The sequence below is a fragment of the Pelomicrobium sp. genome, from assembly GCF_036803785.1.
GTDB lineage: Bacteria > Pseudomonadota > Gammaproteobacteria > Burkholderiales > UBA6910 > Pelomicrobium.
Window position 1 is genome coordinate 1 of record NZ_DAIRTR010000070.1, and the last position, 16,449, is coordinate 16,449.

Sequence of the window (16,449 nt, forward strand, 5' to 3'; positions counted from 1 at the left end):
GCAGCGCGGGGTAGGCGGCGAACCAGCGGAAAAATGCGAGCCCCGGCTGGCGCCACGCTTCCTGCGCGAGCTGCCGCTCGGTGGGCTCTTCACCGAATCGCGGCGTCACCTCCCACACGGCCCCCGTTAGGGGGCGATACGCGGCGTCGAGCCGCGCAATGAGCCCCGCGCCAGGACCTAGGGGCGGCAGCGGCTGCTTGCGCCGCAGGTTGACCGAAGCGTGGTGGTAGCGGGTGCCCTCGTCCACGATCACCATCCAATTGAACGGCGACACCGGGCGGGGCAGGGCGCTGACCCGAGCCTTCCCAAGCCCTTGGGCGCGGGCATGGGCTTCGCCCCATTGCACTGCCTGCTGCTTGAGCAGGGCCTGCATGCCCACGTAGGCCGCCAGCAGCACGAGCCCGGCCACGGCGGGTGCCCGGCTCCGGGGGATTGCGGCGCTGGCGAGGAGGGCTAGGGCGATCAAGCCGGTGAACCAGAGGTCGATGATGAAGGTGGTGCCCAGGGCCCAGCGGGTATCGGAAAGCGGGGCGAAGATCATGGTGCCGAAGGAGGTGATCAGGTCTCCCGCGATGTGCATGCCAAGGGCGAGGGCGCACACTGCAAAGCAGGCGCGCCACGGCAGCCCTCCTCCATCGATCCGCGCGAAGAGCCAGGCGAGCAGCAGGGCCCACAGCGGCAGCAGCAGCACCGAGTGGGTGAGACCCCGGTGGCCCAGCAGATAGGTGACCGGGGAGACGTAGCTCAGGAAGTAATCCACGTCGGGGAAAGCGGCCGCCACAAAGCCCGCCATCGCCCGCCGCCAGCCCCTGGCGGCGAGGGGACGGTCTCCCCGGGGTTCGGTGGCCCGGGCGATCAGGGCGCCGGACAGAGCGTGGGTCAGGGTGTCCATCGGGTCAGTCGGCCAGTTCGGCGATCACCGGCGCGTGGTCCGAAGGCCGGGCCCCGCGCCGCGGCGCCACGTCGATGGAGCAGCCCGTGCAGCGTCGGGCGAGGGCGGGCGAAAGCAGGATGTGGTCGATGCGCAGGCCCAGGTTGCGCTTGAAGGCGGCCATTCGGTAATCCCACCAGGTGAAGGCCTTCTCGGGCTGGGGGAAGAGGCGGAAGCTGTCCTTGAAGCCCAGGGCAAGGAGTTTCTTGAACGCTTCCCGCTCCGGGCCGCTGAACAAGACCTGCCCCTCCCAGAGCCGGGGGTCGTGGACGTCGGCCTCCTCGGGAGCCACGTTGAAGTCGCCCAGCACGGCGAGCTGAGGATGGCGTTCGAGCTCGGTTGCAAGCCAAGCGGTCAAGGCCCCCATCCAGCGCAGCTTGTAGTCGTACTTGTCCGAGCCCACGCTCTGGCCGTTGGGCACATACACGCACACCACCCGCACTTGTTCGACGCTCGCCGCGATCACACGCTTCTGTTCGTCCTGAAAGCCCGGAATGCCCACGCTCACCGCCCGCGGCTCGGTGCGGGAGAGGATCGCCACCCCGTTGTAGGTTTTCTGGCCGGCAAAGCAGGCGGCATAGCCCGCCTGGGCCATCTCGAGGCGGGGGAAAGCTGCGTCCTCCAGCTTGGTTTCCTGCAGGCATACCACGTCGGGGCGCTGGCGCGCGAGCCATTCCAGCAGCTGGGGCAGGCGTACCTTGAGGGAGTTCACGTTCCAGGTGGCGAGGCGCATGGGGGGCCAGAACCTGCTTCAAAGCGACTCGCCTGGTAGAGTGCCCTCGGCAGGCGGTCGTCCGCACGGTTGAAGTGTCGTGCCTCGCTTGCCTCGACGAACCTTAGGGTCGGCCACACAAGGGTGCATGGAAGGTTGAAGACCTGAGAGAAAGGAGGCGATCCCCATGAAAAAATCCATCCTCATCGCCCTCTTCGTGCCCGGGCTCCTGTTGCTCCCCGGACAGCGGGATGGCTTCACCGAAAGAGGGCCCCAGCGGGAGGCCATGAGCGACGCGGAGCTGCAGCGGGAGCTCTATTACTCCCAGGAGCGGGCCCACGCCGCGATCCGCGAGGAACAGCGGCAAATCCTCATGGAGCTCAAGAGCCTGCGCACCGAGGTGGCCGAGTTGCGGGCGGTATGCCGCCGCTGACCGCAAGGCGCCGCAAGATTTCCTGCAGCTAGCGAGCCCCGGCTGCCGGGGAGGCGCTTTCCATCGGGGCTGCTTCGCCCGCCGAGGGTTGCCCCGGCTGCGGCGCGGGCTCGTCCTGGGGCACCGCCCGCTTGACGGGGCGGGGGCGCAGGGCCGCCGGCAGCTCCCGCGGATAGCCGGCCGCATCCAGGGTGAGATGCCACTGGGACGCCTCGAAACCCTTGAGCACTTGGCTGCCCACTTTCAGCACGGGCACCTCGGCGGCGCCAACGAGCTTTTTCAATTCCGCCTGCTCGGCGGGGAGCCGTCCGTCTTTCTCGGCATAGGGAATGCCTCGTTCTGCCAGCAGCCGCCGGGCCTGGTCGCAGGCCTTGCCACAGTCGCCGGCATAGAGGGTGACCGGATAGCGGCTCGCCGCCTGGCGCACGGCGAACGGCAATGCCGTCGCCTCGGCGCCGCCGCCCATTTTCTTCTGCTCCTTCCGCTGGGCTTCCGCCGGGGGCGGCGTGTCCGTGTAGTGCACTCGCCCCTCCCTGTCCACCCAGCGGTAGAGGGTTTGCTGGGCGGCGGCGGTGCCCGCCGCGAGGAGCAGGACGGCCAGGATGAGCTTGCCCATGGGTTGCCTCCCTTTGTCCGCCCGGTGCAGCCTCAGGCGGTCTCGGCGATCATACCACTGTGGCGCAGCAGCGCTTCGATGCGGGGTTCCCGCCCACGGAACGCGATGAAGGACTCCAGCGCCGGGCGGCTGCCGCCGACGGCCAGGATCTCATCCCGGAAGCGGCGGCCGATCTCGGGGGAGAGTACCCCGTGCTCCTCGAACAGGCTGTAGGCGTCGGCGGAAAGCACCTCGGCCCACTTGTAGCTGTAGTAGCCCGCGGCGTAGCCCCCAGCGAAGATATGGGAAAAGCTGTGGGGGAAGCGGTTGTAGGCTGGCGGGAATACCACTGCCACCTGGCGGCGCACCTCGTCCAGGAGCCCCATGAAGTCTCCCCGCTGCGGGTCGAAGTCGTGGTGCAGGCGCATGTCGAATAGGGCGAACTCCAGCTGCCGCACGGTTTGCATGCCTGCCTGGAAATTGCGCGCCGCGCGCATCCTGTCGAAGAGCGCCCGGGGCAGGGGCTCCCCGGTGTCCACATGCCCGCTCATGGGCGCGACTACCTCCCACTCCCAGCAGAAGTTTTCCATGAACTGGGACGGCAGCTCCACCGCATCCCACTCCACTCCGTTGATCCCGGCCACCGCCAGCTCGTCCACCCGGGTGAGGAGATGGTGCAGCCCATGGCCGAACTCGTGGAACAGGGTGATGACTTCATCATGGGTGAGGAGCGCAGGTTTGCCGCCTTGGGGCGCCGAGAAGTTGCAGGTGAGATAAGCCGCGGGCACCTGCACCCCGGAAGCCAGGCGTCGGCGAGTGATGGCATCGTCCATCCAGGCCCCGCCCCGCTTCGAGGGCCGGGCGTAGAGGTCGGCATAGAATTGACCCACCAGCTCTCCGCCCTCCGAGAAGATGCGGAAGAACTTCACGTCGGGGTGCCACACCGGGGCTTGCGCCTGCTCGATGCGCACGCCGTAGAGGGTTTCCACCAGACGAAACAAGCCTGGCAGCACCCGGGTCTCGGGGAAGTACTGTTTCACTTCCTGCTCCGAGAAGGCGTAGCGGGCGAGCCGCAGCTTTTCGCTCGCATAGGGGATATCCCAAGCCTCCAGCCGCGCGAGCCGCAGGTCGCGGGCGGCAAATTCCTCTAGCTCGGCGAGATCCCGTTCGGCGAAGGGCTTGGCCTTGGCCGCCAGGGTGTGGAGGAAGTCGAGCACCTCCTCGGGTGAGCGGGCCATCTTGGTCTGCAGGGAAAGCTGCGCGTAACTGGCGAAGCCCAGCAGTCGCGCTTCCTCAGCGCGGAGCCTGAGGATCTCCCGAATGAGGGGGGTATTGTCCAGGGCTTGCGGCCCCAGATCGCTCGCCCGGGTGACATAGGCCCGGTACAGGGTCTCCCGCAAAGGACGATGGTCCGCGTACTGCATAACCGGCAGGTAGGAGGGCATGTGCAGGGTGAACTTCCAGCCGGTTTTGCCCTCCTGGCGGGCGGCCTCCCGGGCCGCTTCCAGCACGTCGGGTGGAATGCCCGCCAGCTCCCCCTCACCCGCGTAATAGGCGAAAGCGTTGGTGGCATCCAGCAGGTTGTCGGAAAAACGGGACTGGAGTTGAGCGAGCCGTTCCTGAATTTCCAGGAAGCGGGCGCGCTCCTTCTCCGGCAGCTCGACGCCCCCTAAGCGGAAGTCCCGGATCTCGTTCTCGATCACCCGGCGCTGGGACCGCGTCAAGCGCTGGAAGGCGGGCGAAGCCTGGATGGCCTTGTATTTGTCGAACAGGATCCGGTTCTGGCCGAGCGCCGCGTAGTACTGGGTGATCCGGGGCAGGTTCGCGTTGTAGGCTTCCCGCAGCGCCGGCGTGTTCATGACCGCGTTGAGATGGGCGACCGGCCCCCAGGCTCGGGAGACCCGCTCGTTGGCATCCTCCAGGGGGCGCACCACGGTTTCCCAGGTGGGGGGCTGCGCCGATCGTTCCAGCTGGTCGATGACGGTGCGGGCCTCACTGAGCACCTGCTCCACGGCGGGAGCCACGTGCTCCGGCCGGATCTCGGGAAAGCGGGGCAGGCCGGAAAAATCGAGGAGCGGATTGGTTTCGGCAGGCATAGGTAGGTTCGGGGTTTTTCGTAAGAGACGTATTGTAGCCGAGGCGTCCGAGGGGCCCGCTTCCTCGATGCGCTCCCGCAGGCAGATAAAAAAGGCGTGGCCACAAAGACCACGCCCAACTCAGGGAGGACAACGAGAGGAGGAAGGAGATAAACCCGCGGTTGCGTTGTCCTCCGACGGCGACGCGCTTAATGGATCATTGTTTTTCCTTGCACCGCGGGTCCTCGGGATTCTTCTTGCAATCGGGCGGGGTCTGCTGGCCGACGGTCTGGTTTTCCAAGGAAACGCCGCCCTTGCCCTGGGCCGTGGAGCCCGCATAGGCCGCTCCCGTCATGCCCGCTACGGCAAGAGCGACCAGCACAGGGGACAGGTACCGCTTCAGGGGTGTTTTCGATGGCATGGATACCTCCAGAACGTTCGCATGGATTAGGGGAAAGGAAGGTGAGCGCTTCAGCTCACGTCCGGCCTTGAGCGATATCCGTGCCAGGGCAATGATTGTTTCGTGAAATGAACGGACTGGAGTGAGGCAGGGGCGCCAGACGGGAGGCTGCGCTAGAGGAGGAGACGCTCCCATGTCGCTCCCAGGCAACGCAGATCCGCGGCACGGAACGGAAGGGTTGATTTAGCGGGCGTTTTCCTGTTGCCGGAAAGCGCCACCCGGACCCTTTCGGACGCCGGAAACTCAACCGGCGTAGACCACGTTTCCGGCCACCAGGGTGTAGCGGGTGCGGCCGCAGAGCGCCAATCCCAGAAATGGGGTGTTCCTTCCCTGGCTGTGGAGAGCCCCGGGTTCCACCACCCAAGCTGCCTCTGGGTCGAAGATGCACACGTCGGCCGCGGCGCCGGGGCGCAGAGTCCCTGCATCGATGCCCAGGATCCGGGCCGGGTCCCGGGTGAGGCGGGCAAGTGCCTGGGCCAAGGGCACCCCTGCCTCTTTGGCCCACTTGAGGGTGAGGGGCAGGAGCAGCTCCAGCCCCGTCGCCCCGGGTGCCGCCTCGGCGAAGGGAAGTTGCTTCGCGTCGTCGTCGACCGGCGTGTGGTCGGAGCAGACCGCGTCCACCACGCCGCTCGCCAGCGCCTCCCGCAGGGCGTCCCGGTCCCTCAGGCTGCGCAGGGGCGGGTTCAGGCGGCAGTTGGAATCGAAAAAGCCCAGGTCGATCTCGCACAGATGCAGGTGATGAATGGAGACATCGCAGGTGACGGGAAGCCCTTCGGCGCGGGCCGCGGCGATGCGGCGCAGGGTCTCGGCGTGGGAGACCCGGCACACGTGCACCCGGGCACCGGTCTCGCGCATCAGGAGCAGGATGCGCTCCAGATCGATCACCTCGGCGCAGGCGGGAACAGGGGGTAGCCCCAGCCGGGTGGCCACCTCCCCGTCATGGGCCACGCCTGAGCGGGCAAGGAACGGGTCCTGGGGTTGTAGCCACACGCTGAAGCCAAAGGTGGCGGCGTACTGCATCGCCCGCATGAGCACCAGGGTGTCGACGATGGGTACATCCGCCTGGGAGAAGGCGACGCAGCCCGCCTCGGCGAGCTGGGACATCTCGGTGAGCCGCTCGCCCGCGAGCCCCACCGTGAGGGCGCCGATGGGGTAGACGTGGGCCTGGTTGAGCAGCCGCGCCCGGTGCTTGAGCATCTCCACCAGCCCCGGCTCGTCCAGGGGCGGATCGGTATCGGGGGGGCAGGCCAGGCTGGTGACGCCGCCGGCGATGGCCGCCTGCATCTCCGACTCCAGGGTCGCCTTGTATTCATACCCCGGCTCCCGCAGGCGGGCTGAGAGGTCCACCAGCCCCGGGCACACGATGAGGCCCGCGGCGTCGATCACCCGGTTCGCATGGAAGCCCTCCGGGGGCTCTCCCACGGCGGCGACCCGGCCCGCCGCGATAAAGAGGTCGGCGATCCGGTCGACGCCGCTCGCCGGATCGATCAGGCGGCCGCCTTTGATATGAATCTTCAATTCTAATTGCCCGCCAGGATGCTCATCACCGCCATGCGCACCGCGATGCCGAAGGTGACCTGGGGCAGAATGACCGACTGGGGTCCGTCGGCCACGCTGGAGTCGATTTCTACCCCCCGGTTGAGGGGCCCCGGATGCATCACGATGGCGTCGGGTTTGGCCAGCTTGAGCTTGTCCTGGGTGAGGCCCCAATGCTTGAAGTACTCCTGGGGGCTCGGCAGGAACGAGCCGTGCATGCGCTCGTTCTGCAGCCTGAGCATCATCACCACGTCCACATCCCGCAAGCCTTCCCGCATGTCGTGGTACACCTTGACTCCCATGCGCTCCACCAGGGTCGGAATGAGGGTGCGAGGGCCTACCACTCGCACTTCCGCCACCCCCAGGGTGGTGAGGGCGTGGATCTGGGAACGGGCCACCCGGGAGTGGAGCACGTCCCCCACGATCGCCACGCGCAGGGCGCGGAAATCCTTCTTGTAGTGGCGGATGGTGTACATGTCCAAGAGCGCCTGGGTGGGATGGGCGTGGCGTCCGTCGCCGGCGTTGATCACGTGGATGCCGGGTTTCACGTGTTGGGCGATCAGGTGAGCGGCACCGCTCTGGGCGTGGCGCACGACGAACATGTCCGCCTGCATGGCCGAGAGATTGTCCACCGTGTCGAGGACCGTTTCCCCTTTCGCCTGGGAGGAGACGGCGATGTTCAGGTTGACCACGTCCGCCGACAGCCGCTTGGCGGCGATCTCGAAGGTGGTACGGGTGCGGGTGGAGGGCTCGAAGAACAGGTTGAAGATGGCCTTGCCCCGCAGCAGGGGCACTTTCTTCACTTCCCGTTCGGTCACGCCGACAAAGGAGTCGGCGGTGTCCAGGATGTGGGTGAGAATGGAAGCGGGCAGCCCTTCGATGGTGAGCAGGTGCTGGAGCGCACCCTCGTGGTTGAGCTGGGGGTTGGGCTGCATGGGCGCGGGCGGCAGTGGCGAAATTTTAGGGCAACCCCGCCCGTTGACCAAGGGGCGCTCGAAGGCGCGGCCCTGATGCCTCGGCGGCTTTGCTACTGCTTGGGCTCGATGGCGAGGCGCAGCTGCCCGTTCTCGGTGCGAATCAAGGCGATCAGCTCGTCCTGGGCGGGGGCCACTTGGGCGCCGACGAACTGGGGGCAGATGGGCAGCTCTCGCCCGCCCCGGTCGAGAAGGGCGGCGAGGCGGATGCGGGCTGGGCGGCCGTAGTCGAACAGCTCGTTCATGGCGGCGCGGATGGTGCGCCCCGTGTACAGCACGTCGTCCACCAGGATAAGGTCCCGCCCTTCCACCTCGAAGGGAATGGAGGAGCGCTTGACTTCCCGGTGCAGTCCCCGCTGCTCGTAGTCGTCCCGATAGAAGGACACGTCCAGGGTGCCCAGGGGAAACCGGATGCCGAGGGCCGCGTGGAGCCGCTCGGCCACCCACACACCGCCCGTATGGATGCCCACCAGGGCGGTGTTCTCGCTGACCTCGGCGCGCATGGCCGCTTCGAGCCGCGCCAGAAGCTCGCCAACCTCGGGAAGCCGGGTGATCCCCATGGGGCCCTGTCTCGCTCGCCGGGAAAGGGCCGATTCTATCAGGGTTTTTTGGCGAGATGCGGCTCGGCGAAGTAGCTTTCCAGGAGGGTCTGGGCCGCGGCGGCGTCCAGCAGCGCCCGCCGCTTTCCGGCAGAGACGCCCGCCCGGATCAGGGCCTCTTCGGCTGACCAGGAGGAGAGCCGCTCGTCCACCACCGCCACCGGCAGCCCGAAGCGCCCGGCGAGCCGCCGAGCGAAGCGTCGACAGCGCTCTCCCATGGGATGGGCGGTGCCGTCTTCCCGCACAGGGGCGCCTACCACCAGCAGTACCGGGCGCCATTCCTGCACCAGGGCGGCGATCGCCTGGAAGCGGCGGTCGTTGCCCTGCCCGTGGATGACAGTGAGCGGATGGGCGAGCTTGAGCGCCGCGTCGCCCACGGCCACGCCGATGCGCTTTTCGCCGAAATCGAAGGCGAGAACGGTGCCCCGTTCCGGGTGCATCGCCTCAGGCGTGGCCGGCGTCGTCGGAGAGCCTGGCGAAATCGATCCCCAGCAGCTCCATGGCTGCCGGCAGGCGTTCCTCGGGAGGCAGGTCGAAAATGACGCTGGGTTGGGCCCGCACCGTGAGCCAGGCGTTCTGGGAGATCTCCTGCTCCAGCTGCCCGGGTGCCCACCCGGCGTAGCCCAGGGTCACCAGAAGGCTGCGGGGTCCCTCGCCCCGCCCAACCGCCTGGAGAATGTCCTTAGACGTGGTGAGCCCGATGTCATCCTGCACCGGCATGGTGGACTGCCACTCGCCCACCGGACGATGGAGGACGAAGCCCCGGTCCATCTGCACGGGCCCCCCGAAGTGCACGGGAACCCCGCGCAGGTCCTCCCGGGCGAGGGGCACGCTGATCTGCTCGAACAGCGCCTCCAGCGTCATGTCGATGGGGCGGTTAACCACTAGCCCCAAGGCCCCCTGCTCGTTGTGCTCGCAGATGTAGGTCAGGGTCCGGGAAAAGAAGGGATCCACCATGTTGGGCATGGCGATCAGGAAGTGGTGAGTGAGATTGATGGACCCCATGTTTTTATTGTAGCCCCCCCAATGGAACGCCACAATTTGCACCCCCCTCTGCCCTCGGGGCGCGGGCTTTCTGGTGCAGGCGGCTAGGGCTCCAGCACATAGGTGCCGGGGGCTTCGGCGAGCGGAGGATATTGTTCCGTGGCGAGAGGGGGCGGCGTCCTGAGGGGACCGCAGCGTTCGGCAAGCCACGGCAGCCAATCCTGCCACCAGCTGCCGGGCTGACGGTTCTGGCGCTGGCGCCACTCTTCGGCGCGCCTTGCCCCAGCAGCCTCCCCTGCCCAGTAGTAGCGCCTCGGCGGTTCCACGGGGGGATTGACGATGCCGAGGATGTGCCCCGAGCTGGTAAGGGTGAAGCGCACCGGCCCGGACACCAGGTGGCAAATCTCGAAGGCCGCCTTCCAGGGAACGATGTGGTCCTCTTCGCAGCCCACGCAATAGAGCGGCTGCCGAATGCGTCCCAGATCGATGGGCAGCCCTGCCAGCTCAAGGGCGTCCTTCTGGGCCAGCTTGTTGGCCAGGTAGAACTCCCGCAGATAGAAGCTGTGCATCGCGCGGGGCAGCCGGGTGGTGTCGGTGTTCCAATACAGCACGTCCAGGGCAGGGGGCTTTTCGCCGTAGAGATAGCCGTGCACCACGTAGCGCCAGACAAGGCTGTTGGACCGCAGCAGTCGAAATGACCAAGCCATCTGGCGGCCTTCCAGGCCTCCCTGATGCGCCATCAGGCGCTCCAGAAATTCGACGCTCTGTTCGTCGATGAAAACTTCGATGGCCCCGGGCCGGGAGAAATCCACCAAAGAGGCGAACAAGGTCCAATGGGCGATCGGGTGTTCGTCGGGACTTTCCTCGTGGCGGCGGTGGAGCCAGGCCATGAGGGCGGCGAGAGCCGTACCTCCCAGGCAATAGCCCACGGCGTGGGCCTTGGAGACGCCGGAGACGCTTCGCGCCACATCGATCGCCTTCAGCACCCCCTCGATCAGATAATCGTCGAAGGTCGTATCCGCCAGGTCCAGGCCCGGATTCCTCCAGCTCGTCGCGTACACGTCGAACCCCTGGTCTACCAGGTGGCGGATCAGGCTGTTCTGTGGCCTCAGGTCCAGGACATAGTACTTGTTGATCCACGGTGCCACGATGACCACCGGGATTTCCCGCACCCGCTCGGTGCTGGCCCGGTAGTGCAGTACTTCCATGAGGGCGTTGCGGAACACCACCGCGCCGGGCGTGGTGGCCAGGTTGACCCCCACGCGGAAGGGGCTCGGATCCACCATCTGCACGTCGCCTGCCCGCAAGTCGTCGAGGAAATTGCGCCACCCTTGGACCAAGCTCAAGCCACCGCTCTCGGCGGCCTTGCGCCAGGCCACCGGGTTGGTGATGAGGAAGTTGGTGGGGGCGATGGCGTTCAGCCACTGACGGGCCCAGAAGGCTGCCCGGCGGCGTTGCCGCGCCGGCACGCCCGGAGTGCGATAGATGGCCTCCTCCAGCCAATGGGTGAAGTGCAGGTAGTTGTCGCGAATGAGGGCGAAGGTCGGCACCGAGGACCAGAGCGGATCGGCGAAACGTTCGTCTTCGGCCACCGCCTCATGGGTGCCGGCCCCGCCGGTCCAGGCGGCGAGGCTCAGCACCCGGGCGTTAAGCTCGGCGAAGCCCCGGGCGGCCTCCCCAAGGGCTTGAGCGAGCTCCCCGGGATGGGCCAGCCAAGCCTGCCGCACCTCCTCCAGGGATTCAGCGACGCCGAAGGGATCGGCGAGGCGCCGCAAATCGGCACCCGGCGCAGCCTCCCGGCGGAAAGCTTGGGTCATGGACACATACCTCCTGCCGGAGGCGCGGAAAATGCGTTCCGGATTGTGCGGTGCATACAAGACAATGGTAGCGGGATCGGAGCCGCTTCGCTACTTGCGCCAGAAGGCGGGGTTCAACAGGATAAACAGCGTGAACAACTCGAGCCGGCCCAGCACCGTGGCGAAGGAGCACACCCAGGTCTGGAAGTCGGTGAGGGAGGCATAGTTGGTCGCGGGCCCGACCTGGTTGAGCCCCGGGCCGGTGTTGGTGATGCAAGCGATGACGGCCGTGAAGGCACTGACGATCTCCAGCCCAGAGGCGCAGAGAACCAGGGTCATGACCACCACCGAGGCCATCCACAGGAAGCTGAACGCCAGCACGGCGTAGATCACGGCGTTGGGCACCACGTTGCCCCCCAGCTTCACCGGCACGATGGCTTGGGGATGAATGATGCGGGTCATTTCGCGAAACACCTGCTTATACAGCAACAGCGCCCGTGCCATCTTGATCCCGCTGCCAGTGGAGCCGGAGCAGGAGACGAAGCTCGCCAGGAACAGCATCCAGAGGGACGCGAAGACAGGCCACTGGTTGAAGTCGGTGCTGGCATAACCGGTGGTGGTGGCCATGGACACGGTGTTGAAGGTGGCGTAGCGCAACGCTGTCGGGAAATCGCCGTAGGCGCCCGACAGCCACAGGTACAAGGCGATCCCAGTGCAGCTTCCCGCCAGCACCAGGAAATACCAGCCCAGCTCCGGGTCGTGCCGGTAAGGCGCCAGGCTCAAGCGGCGAAACGCCAGGAAATGGCTGCCGAAGTTAAGGCCGGCGAGCAGCATGAACAGAATCGTGACCGCCTCGATCGCCGGCGAGTCGAAAAAGCCATAGCTCGCGTCGTGGCTCGAGTAACCGCCCAGGCTCAAGGTAGTGAAGGCGTGGATGACGGCATCGAGCCAGCCCATGCCCGCGAGCCGGTAGGCGCCGATGCACGCCAGGGTGAGGACGAAATACACCAGCCACAGGCCACGGGCGGTCTCGGTGATGCGAGGCGTGAGCTTGGTGTCTTTCATGGGGCCCGGTGTTTCGGCCTTGAAGATCTGGCTGCCGCCGACGCCGAGCATGGGCAGGATCGCCACCGCCAGTACCAGAATGCCCATGCCCCCGAGCCACTGCAGCTCCCCGCGCCAGAGGTTGATCGACGGCGGGAACGCGTCGAGCCCCGCAAAGATGGTGGCGCCAGTGGTCGTGAGGCCGGACACTGCTTCGAAGTAGGCGTCGGTGAACGAGAGATCGGGGAAATAAAGCATGAAGGGAACGGCCGCGACGGCCGGCAGCGCGAGCCACGCCAGGGCCACCAGCAGGAAGCCGTCTCGCACCTGGAGCTCGCGCTTGTACCGGCGGGTGGCAAGCCACAGCAGCGCGCCAGACACCAGGCAGACGGACATTCCTTGGACGAAGGCGCGTAGGCCGCCGTCGCCGTAAACCAGGGAAACCAGCACCGGAAACAGCATGGTGAGCCCGAAGATGACGATCACCAGGCTAAGCAGATGGGAGACCACCAGCAGTCGGTTCATCGCTGAGACCTCCGCGGCCTAACGCTGCCAGAACACCGGTGTGAGCAGCAGGAACAGGGCGAAGAGCTCCAGCCTGCCGAGCAGCATGGCGATGCTGCCCAGCCAGATCTGGAAGTCATTGAGCACGGAAAAATTGGATGACGGCCCCACCGCTCCCAGACCGGGGCCGACGTTGCAAAGTGTGGCCACCACCGCCGAGATGGCCGTCACCTCATCCAGGCCGCTGGCCATCATGAGCAGGGTCATGGTGGTGAGGGTAGCGATGAAGATGAAAAAGAAACCCAGGACCGCGAAGATGATGTGATTGGGAACCACCGTCTCGCCGATCTTTGCCGGCGAGACGGCGTTCGGGTGCACCAGGCGCACGAACTCCCGGTAGACCTGGGTGTAGAGCAGACGTGCGCGGATCATCTTGATTCCGCCCCCGGTGGAGCCGGAGCAGGTGGCGAAGCTCGCCAGGAACAGCATGAAAAAACCGGCGAAGGACGGCCACTGGCCGAAGTCGGCGGTGGCATAGCCGGTGGTGGTGGCCACCGACACGGTATTGAAGGCGGCGTAACGCAACGCCGTCGAGAAATCGCCGTAGGTGCCCGACAACCATAAGTGCAGGGCCACCACCAGCACCCCCGCCGCCATCAAGGCAAGGAACCAGCGGGCCTCCGGATCGCTCACGTAAGGCCAGAGGCTGCGCCGGCGCAGGGCCAGGAAATGGGCACCGAAATTGATGCCGGCGATCAGCATGAAGGTGATGGCGATCGCCTCTAGCAGGGGCGAGTCGAAGTGGCCGAAACTGGCGTCGTGGTTGGAGAAGCCCGCAAGCCCCATGGTGGTGAAGCTGTGCATGAGGGCGTCGAGGAACGGCATGCCCCCCGCCCAGTAGGCGCCCAGACAGGCCAGCGTCAGCAGGAAATAGACCAGCCATAGGCCTTTGGCCGTCTCGGCGATGCGGGGCGTGAGCTTGGTCTCCTTCATTGGGCCCGGGATCTCGGCCTTGAGCAGCTGTCGTCCCCCCACACCCAGCATGGGTAGGATGGCCACAGCCAGCACGATCACGCCGATGCCCCCTAACCACTGCATCTGGCCGCGCCAGATGTTGATGGAAATGGGAAGCTCATCCAACCCCGACATGACGGTGGCGCCGGTGGCGGTGAGTCCTGAGACCGCTTCGAAATAGGCCCGGGTAAATCCCAGGGCGGGATCGTGCAGGATGAGGGGCAACGCCCCGAACACCGGCAGCAACGACCAGACCATGGCGACCAGCAGGAAGCCGTCCCGGCCTTCCACATCGCCCCGGGCGCTGCGGGTGAGAAGCCACAAGAGGCCACCGGTCGCGAGCGTCACGAGCACTGCCTGGTCATAGATGTGGAGCGCGCCGTCGCGGGTGAGCAAAGAGATGAACAGCGGCAGCAGCATGGTGAGGGCAAACAGCATCGCCACCAGGCTGAACGCATGGAGGACCCGCAGCAGGCGCTTCATGTCGGAGCCGGCACGGGTGGGCTAGAAAAAGCCCAGCCCCACCTGGAACAGCTTCTCGATCTTGGGGATCATGCGCTTGTTCGGCACGAACACGATCACGTGGTCGTCCGGGCGGATCACCGTGTCGTGGTGCGCGATCAGCACCTGCTCGTTGCGTTCCTCGGCGGCGGTGTCGTCCAGGCGCTCCACCATGGGCCGCTCCAGCCTGCGCACGATGGCACCGATAGTGGCACCCCGGGGCAGCCGAATATCGCCTATTGCCCGACCAACCACCTTGGAAGTGGAGGCGTCGCCATGGGCGATCAGCTCCAGGGCTTCTGCCGCGCCGCGGCGCAGACTGTGCACCACTGCCACGTCGCCCCGGCGCACGTGGGCGAGCAGCGACCCGATAGTCACCTGGGAGGGGGACAGGGCGATGTCGATCTCGCCTCCATGGACCAGGTCCACATAGGCCGGGCGGTTGATCAAGCAGATGGCCTTGCGCGCGCCCATGCGCTTCGCCAGGAGGGAGGCCATGATGTTGTTCTCGTCATCGTTGGTGAGGGCACAGAACAGGTCCATTTCGCCTGCCGCCTCCGCTTCCAGCAGCTCCTCATCGGTAGCGTCGCCGTTCAGCACCAGGGTCCCATGTAGCTCGGCCGCCAGCAGCTCGCAGCGTTGCTTGTTGTGCTCGACGAGCTTCACCTGGTGGCTCTTTTCCAGGGCGCGGGCGACTCGGGTGCCGATATTGCCGCCGCCGGCGATCATTACCCGGCGCACTGGCCGGTCGAGCTGGCGCAGCTCCCGCATGACGGTGCGGATGTTCTCCTTGGCCGCGATCAGGAACACCTCGTCCCCAGGTTCGATCACCGTGTCGCCCTCGGGTACGATGGGCCGGTTCTGCCGGTAGATGGCCACCACGCGCGTGTCCACGTGGGGGACGTGCTTTTTCAGGTCGTGCAGCGCGTGACCCACCAGAGGGCCACCGCGGAAGGCCTTGAGCGCCACCAGTTTCACTCTGCCATCGGCGAAGTTCACCACCTGCAGCGCCTCCGGAATCTCCACCAGCTGCAGGATGTGGTCGGTCACGATTTGTTCCGGGCAGATGGGGCTGTCGATGCCGAAGTGCTCGGGACCGAAGATTTCGGGCTTGGCCAGGTACTCGGTGGAGCGGATGCGGGCGATGCGGGTGGGCACGTTGAAGAAGCTGGCGGCGATCTTGCACGCCACCATGTTGACCTCGTCGCTCTGAGTCACGGCGAGCAGCATGTCGGCATCCTGGGCTCCGGCGGACGCCAGCACGGAAGGGTAGGCGGCGTTGCCCAGCACGGTGCGCAGGTCCAGTCGGTCCTGGAGCTCCTTGAGCCGCTCCGGCGCCGTGTCCACGATGGTGATGTCGTTTTGCTCGCCCACCAGGTTTTCGGCCACGGAGGCGCCGACCCGGCCGGCACCAAGAATGATGATTTTCATGCCGCGGGGCGTAACCGAGGGGAGGACGGATCGCGCAACGCAGGCAATGCGTCCCCGGGGCCTGCAGGGAAGTCGGCGAGGGGCATGGGCGTTACAGCTTTTGCCGCAGCCAGGTCTTCCATTCCTGGAAGACCTGGTGATCCAGGGCGGCGACCACCGACCGGCGCCACAGGTCGTCGGCCCAGAAGTCGTCGTGGGTGAGGGTGCCCATGGCTCCGCCCGCCTCCGCCAGGATGAGGCAGCCGGCGGCGTAGTCCCACAGCTTCTGCCCGCCGTGCAGGTAGACATCGAAGCGGCCCGCGGCGGTGTAGCACCACTCCAGGGTGCTTGCTCCGTAGTTGCGCTGAGACATGTAGGGGGGCGAAGCGGCCAGCTCGCAGGCGAGGCGGGGGCTCAGGCGCTTCAGATCCACGCTGGCAAGTGCGCCCGCGAGACTTGGAGAGGGTTCCCGGATGGGCAGAGGCTCCCCGTTCAGGAACGCGCCGCGACCGGCCTCGGCATAGAACGCCTCCTCGGCCACTGGATCGTAGACCACCCCAAGCACTGGTCGCCCGCGTTCGAGCAGGGCTACCGACACGGCGAAGTAGGGCAGCCCTTTCACGAAGTTGGAGGTGCCGTCGATGGGGTCCACGCACCACAGCCCTTCGGCACCCAGCAGGTATTGCTCGCTTTGCTGGGCCGCGGTCATCTCTTCCCCCACCAGGGGCGCGGGGTGGAGCTGGGTGAGCCGCCTGCAAAGGGCCTCCTGGGCGGCGAGATCGGCCTCGGTGAACAGACTGCCGTCGTTCTTGCGCCGGTGGGCGACCTTCAGGTAGCGGGGGAGGATCTCTTTGTGCGCGACTTCGCGCACCGCGTCGATG

At 66.5% G+C, this 16,449-nt stretch carries 16 protein-coding genes; 1 reads left to right on the forward strand and 15 read right to left on the reverse strand.

The annotated features are described in order from the left end of the window. Both V7Q81_RS09475 and xth read right to left on the reverse strand, forming a co-directional pair. A partial coding sequence (locus V7Q81_RS09475) for a metal-dependent hydrolase (RefSeq protein ID WP_333842483.1) occupies positions 1–892 on the reverse strand: 892 nt, incomplete at its 3' end. Positions 893–896: 4 nt separating this feature from the next. Continuing rightward, entirely contained in the window at positions 897–1,664 is a 768-nt protein-coding gene (gene xth / locus V7Q81_RS09480; protein WP_333842484.1) for an exodeoxyribonuclease III, read from the reverse strand. 166 nt (positions 1,665–1,830) lie between these two features. Here xth and V7Q81_RS09485 point away from each other — a divergent pair, with 166 nt between their 5' ends. Further along, positions 1,831–2,076, forward strand: a complete 246-nt coding sequence (locus V7Q81_RS09485; protein ID WP_333842485.1) for a hypothetical protein — start codon at positions 1,831–1,833, stop codon at positions 2,074–2,076. A gap of 28 nt (positions 2,077–2,104) precedes the next feature. Here V7Q81_RS09485 and V7Q81_RS09490 read toward each other — a convergent pair whose 3' ends face one another. The 13 genes from V7Q81_RS09490 to V7Q81_RS09550 form a co-directional block, all read right to left on the reverse strand. Next, positions 2,105–2,692 (reverse strand): glutaredoxin family protein, encoded by a 588-nt coding sequence (locus V7Q81_RS09490; RefSeq protein WP_333842486.1) that lies wholly within the window; start codon positions 2,690–2,692, stop codon positions 2,105–2,107. Between the two features lie 32 nt (positions 2,693–2,724). Continuing rightward, positions 2,725–4,767, reverse strand: a complete 2,043-nt coding sequence (locus tag V7Q81_RS09495; protein WP_333842487.1) for a M3 family metallopeptidase — start codon at positions 4,765–4,767, stop codon at positions 2,725–2,727. A 196-nt stretch (positions 4,768–4,963) separates the two neighbouring features. Beyond that, a complete protein-coding gene (locus V7Q81_RS09500) occupies positions 4,964–5,167 on the reverse strand; it encodes a hypothetical protein (protein ID WP_333842488.1) in 204 nt (67 codons plus the stop codon). Between the two features lie 282 nt (positions 5,168–5,449). Beyond that, positions 5,450–6,724, reverse strand: coding sequence for a dihydroorotase (locus V7Q81_RS09505; RefSeq protein ID WP_333842491.1), 1,275 nt, complete (start codon positions 6,722–6,724; stop codon positions 5,450–5,452). A gap of 2 nt (positions 6,725–6,726) precedes the next feature. Beyond that, complete coding sequence (locus V7Q81_RS09510; protein WP_333842494.1) at positions 6,727–7,677, reverse strand: aspartate carbamoyltransferase catalytic subunit; 951 nt, start codon at positions 7,675–7,677, stop codon at positions 6,727–6,729. Between the two features lie 92 nt (positions 7,678–7,769). Beyond that, the gene (gene pyrR / locus V7Q81_RS09515; RefSeq protein WP_333842496.1) at positions 7,770–8,276 is read right to left on the reverse strand and encodes a bifunctional pyr operon transcriptional regulator/uracil phosphoribosyltransferase PyrR; all 507 of its coding nucleotides are present in this window, start codon (positions 8,274–8,276) and stop codon (positions 7,770–7,772) included. A gap of 38 nt (positions 8,277–8,314) precedes the next feature. Further along, a complete protein-coding gene (gene ruvX, locus V7Q81_RS09520; RefSeq protein ID WP_333842498.1) occupies positions 8,315–8,755 on the reverse strand; it encodes a Holliday junction resolvase RuvX in 441 nt (146 codons plus the stop codon). A gap of 4 nt (positions 8,756–8,759) precedes the next feature. Next, positions 8,760–9,320: a YqgE/AlgH family protein gene (locus tag V7Q81_RS09525; protein WP_333842501.1), complete on the reverse strand. Its 561-nt coding sequence runs from the start codon at positions 9,318–9,320 to the stop codon at positions 8,760–8,762. Positions 9,321–9,403: 83 nt separating this feature from the next. Continuing rightward, on the reverse strand, positions 9,404–11,116 hold the full coding sequence (locus tag V7Q81_RS09530; RefSeq protein WP_333842504.1) for a PHA/PHB synthase family protein: 1,713 nt from the start codon (positions 11,114–11,116) through the stop codon (positions 9,404–9,406). A 90-nt stretch (positions 11,117–11,206) separates the two neighbouring features. Next, positions 11,207–12,664 (reverse strand): TrkH family potassium uptake protein, encoded by a 1,458-nt coding sequence (locus V7Q81_RS09535; RefSeq protein ID WP_333842506.1) that lies wholly within the window; start codon positions 12,662–12,664, stop codon positions 11,207–11,209. Between the two features lie 18 nt (positions 12,665–12,682). Next, positions 12,683–14,140 (reverse strand): TrkH family potassium uptake protein, encoded by a 1,458-nt coding sequence (locus V7Q81_RS09540; protein WP_333842508.1) that lies wholly within the window; start codon positions 14,138–14,140, stop codon positions 12,683–12,685. A 21-nt stretch (positions 14,141–14,161) separates the two neighbouring features. After that, positions 14,162–15,589: a Trk system potassium transporter TrkA gene (gene trkA / locus V7Q81_RS09545; RefSeq protein ID WP_333842511.1), complete on the reverse strand. Its 1,428-nt coding sequence runs from the start codon at positions 15,587–15,589 to the stop codon at positions 14,162–14,164. Between the two features lie 91 nt (positions 15,590–15,680). Further along, positions 15,681–16,448, reverse strand: coding sequence for an inositol monophosphatase family protein (locus V7Q81_RS09550; protein WP_333842513.1), 768 nt, complete (start codon positions 16,446–16,448; stop codon positions 15,681–15,683). Between the last annotated feature and the right edge of the window lies 1 nt (position 16,449).

Coding starts and splice junctions, on each gene's coding strand:
- xth (WP_333842484.1), bottom strand. CDS start 1,664: ATGCGCCTCGCCACCTGGAACGTGAACTCCCTCAAGGTACGCCTGCCC.
- V7Q81_RS09485 (WP_333842485.1), top strand. CDS start 1,831: ATGAAAAAATCCATCCTCATCGCCCTCTTCGTGCCCGGGCTCCTGTTG.
- V7Q81_RS09490 (WP_333842486.1), bottom strand. CDS start 2,692: ATGGGCAAGCTCATCCTGGCCGTCCTGCTCCTCGCGGCGGGCACCGCC.
- V7Q81_RS09495 (WP_333842487.1), bottom strand. CDS start 4,767: ATGCCTGCCGAAACCAATCCGCTCCTCGATTTTTCCGGCCTGCCCCGC.
- V7Q81_RS09500 (WP_333842488.1), bottom strand. CDS start 5,167: ATGCCATCGAAAACACCCCTGAAGCGGTACCTGTCCCCTGTGCTGGTC.
- V7Q81_RS09510 (WP_333842494.1), bottom strand. CDS start 7,677: ATGCAGCCCAACCCCCAGCTCAACCACGAGGGTGCGCTCCAGCACCTG.
- pyrR (WP_333842496.1), bottom strand. CDS start 8,276: ATGGGGATCACCCGGCTTCCCGAGGTTGGCGAGCTTCTGGCGCGGCTC.
- ruvX (WP_333842498.1), bottom strand. CDS start 8,755: ATGCACCCGGAACGGGGCACCGTTCTCGCCTTCGATTTCGGCGAAAAG.
- V7Q81_RS09525 (WP_333842501.1), bottom strand. CDS start 9,320: ATGGGGTCCATCAATCTCACTCACCACTTCCTGATCGCCATGCCCAAC.
- V7Q81_RS09530 (WP_333842504.1), bottom strand. CDS start 11,116: ATGACCCAAGCTTTCCGCCGGGAGGCTGCGCCGGGTGCCGATTTGCGG.
- V7Q81_RS09535 (WP_333842506.1), bottom strand. CDS start 12,664: ATGAACCGACTGCTGGTGGTCTCCCATCTGCTTAGCCTGGTGATCGTC.
- V7Q81_RS09540 (WP_333842508.1), bottom strand. CDS start 14,140: ATGAAGCGCCTGCTGCGGGTCCTCCATGCGTTCAGCCTGGTGGCGATG.
- trkA (WP_333842511.1), bottom strand. CDS start 15,589: ATGAAAATCATCATTCTTGGTGCCGGCCGGGTCGGCGCCTCCGTGGCC.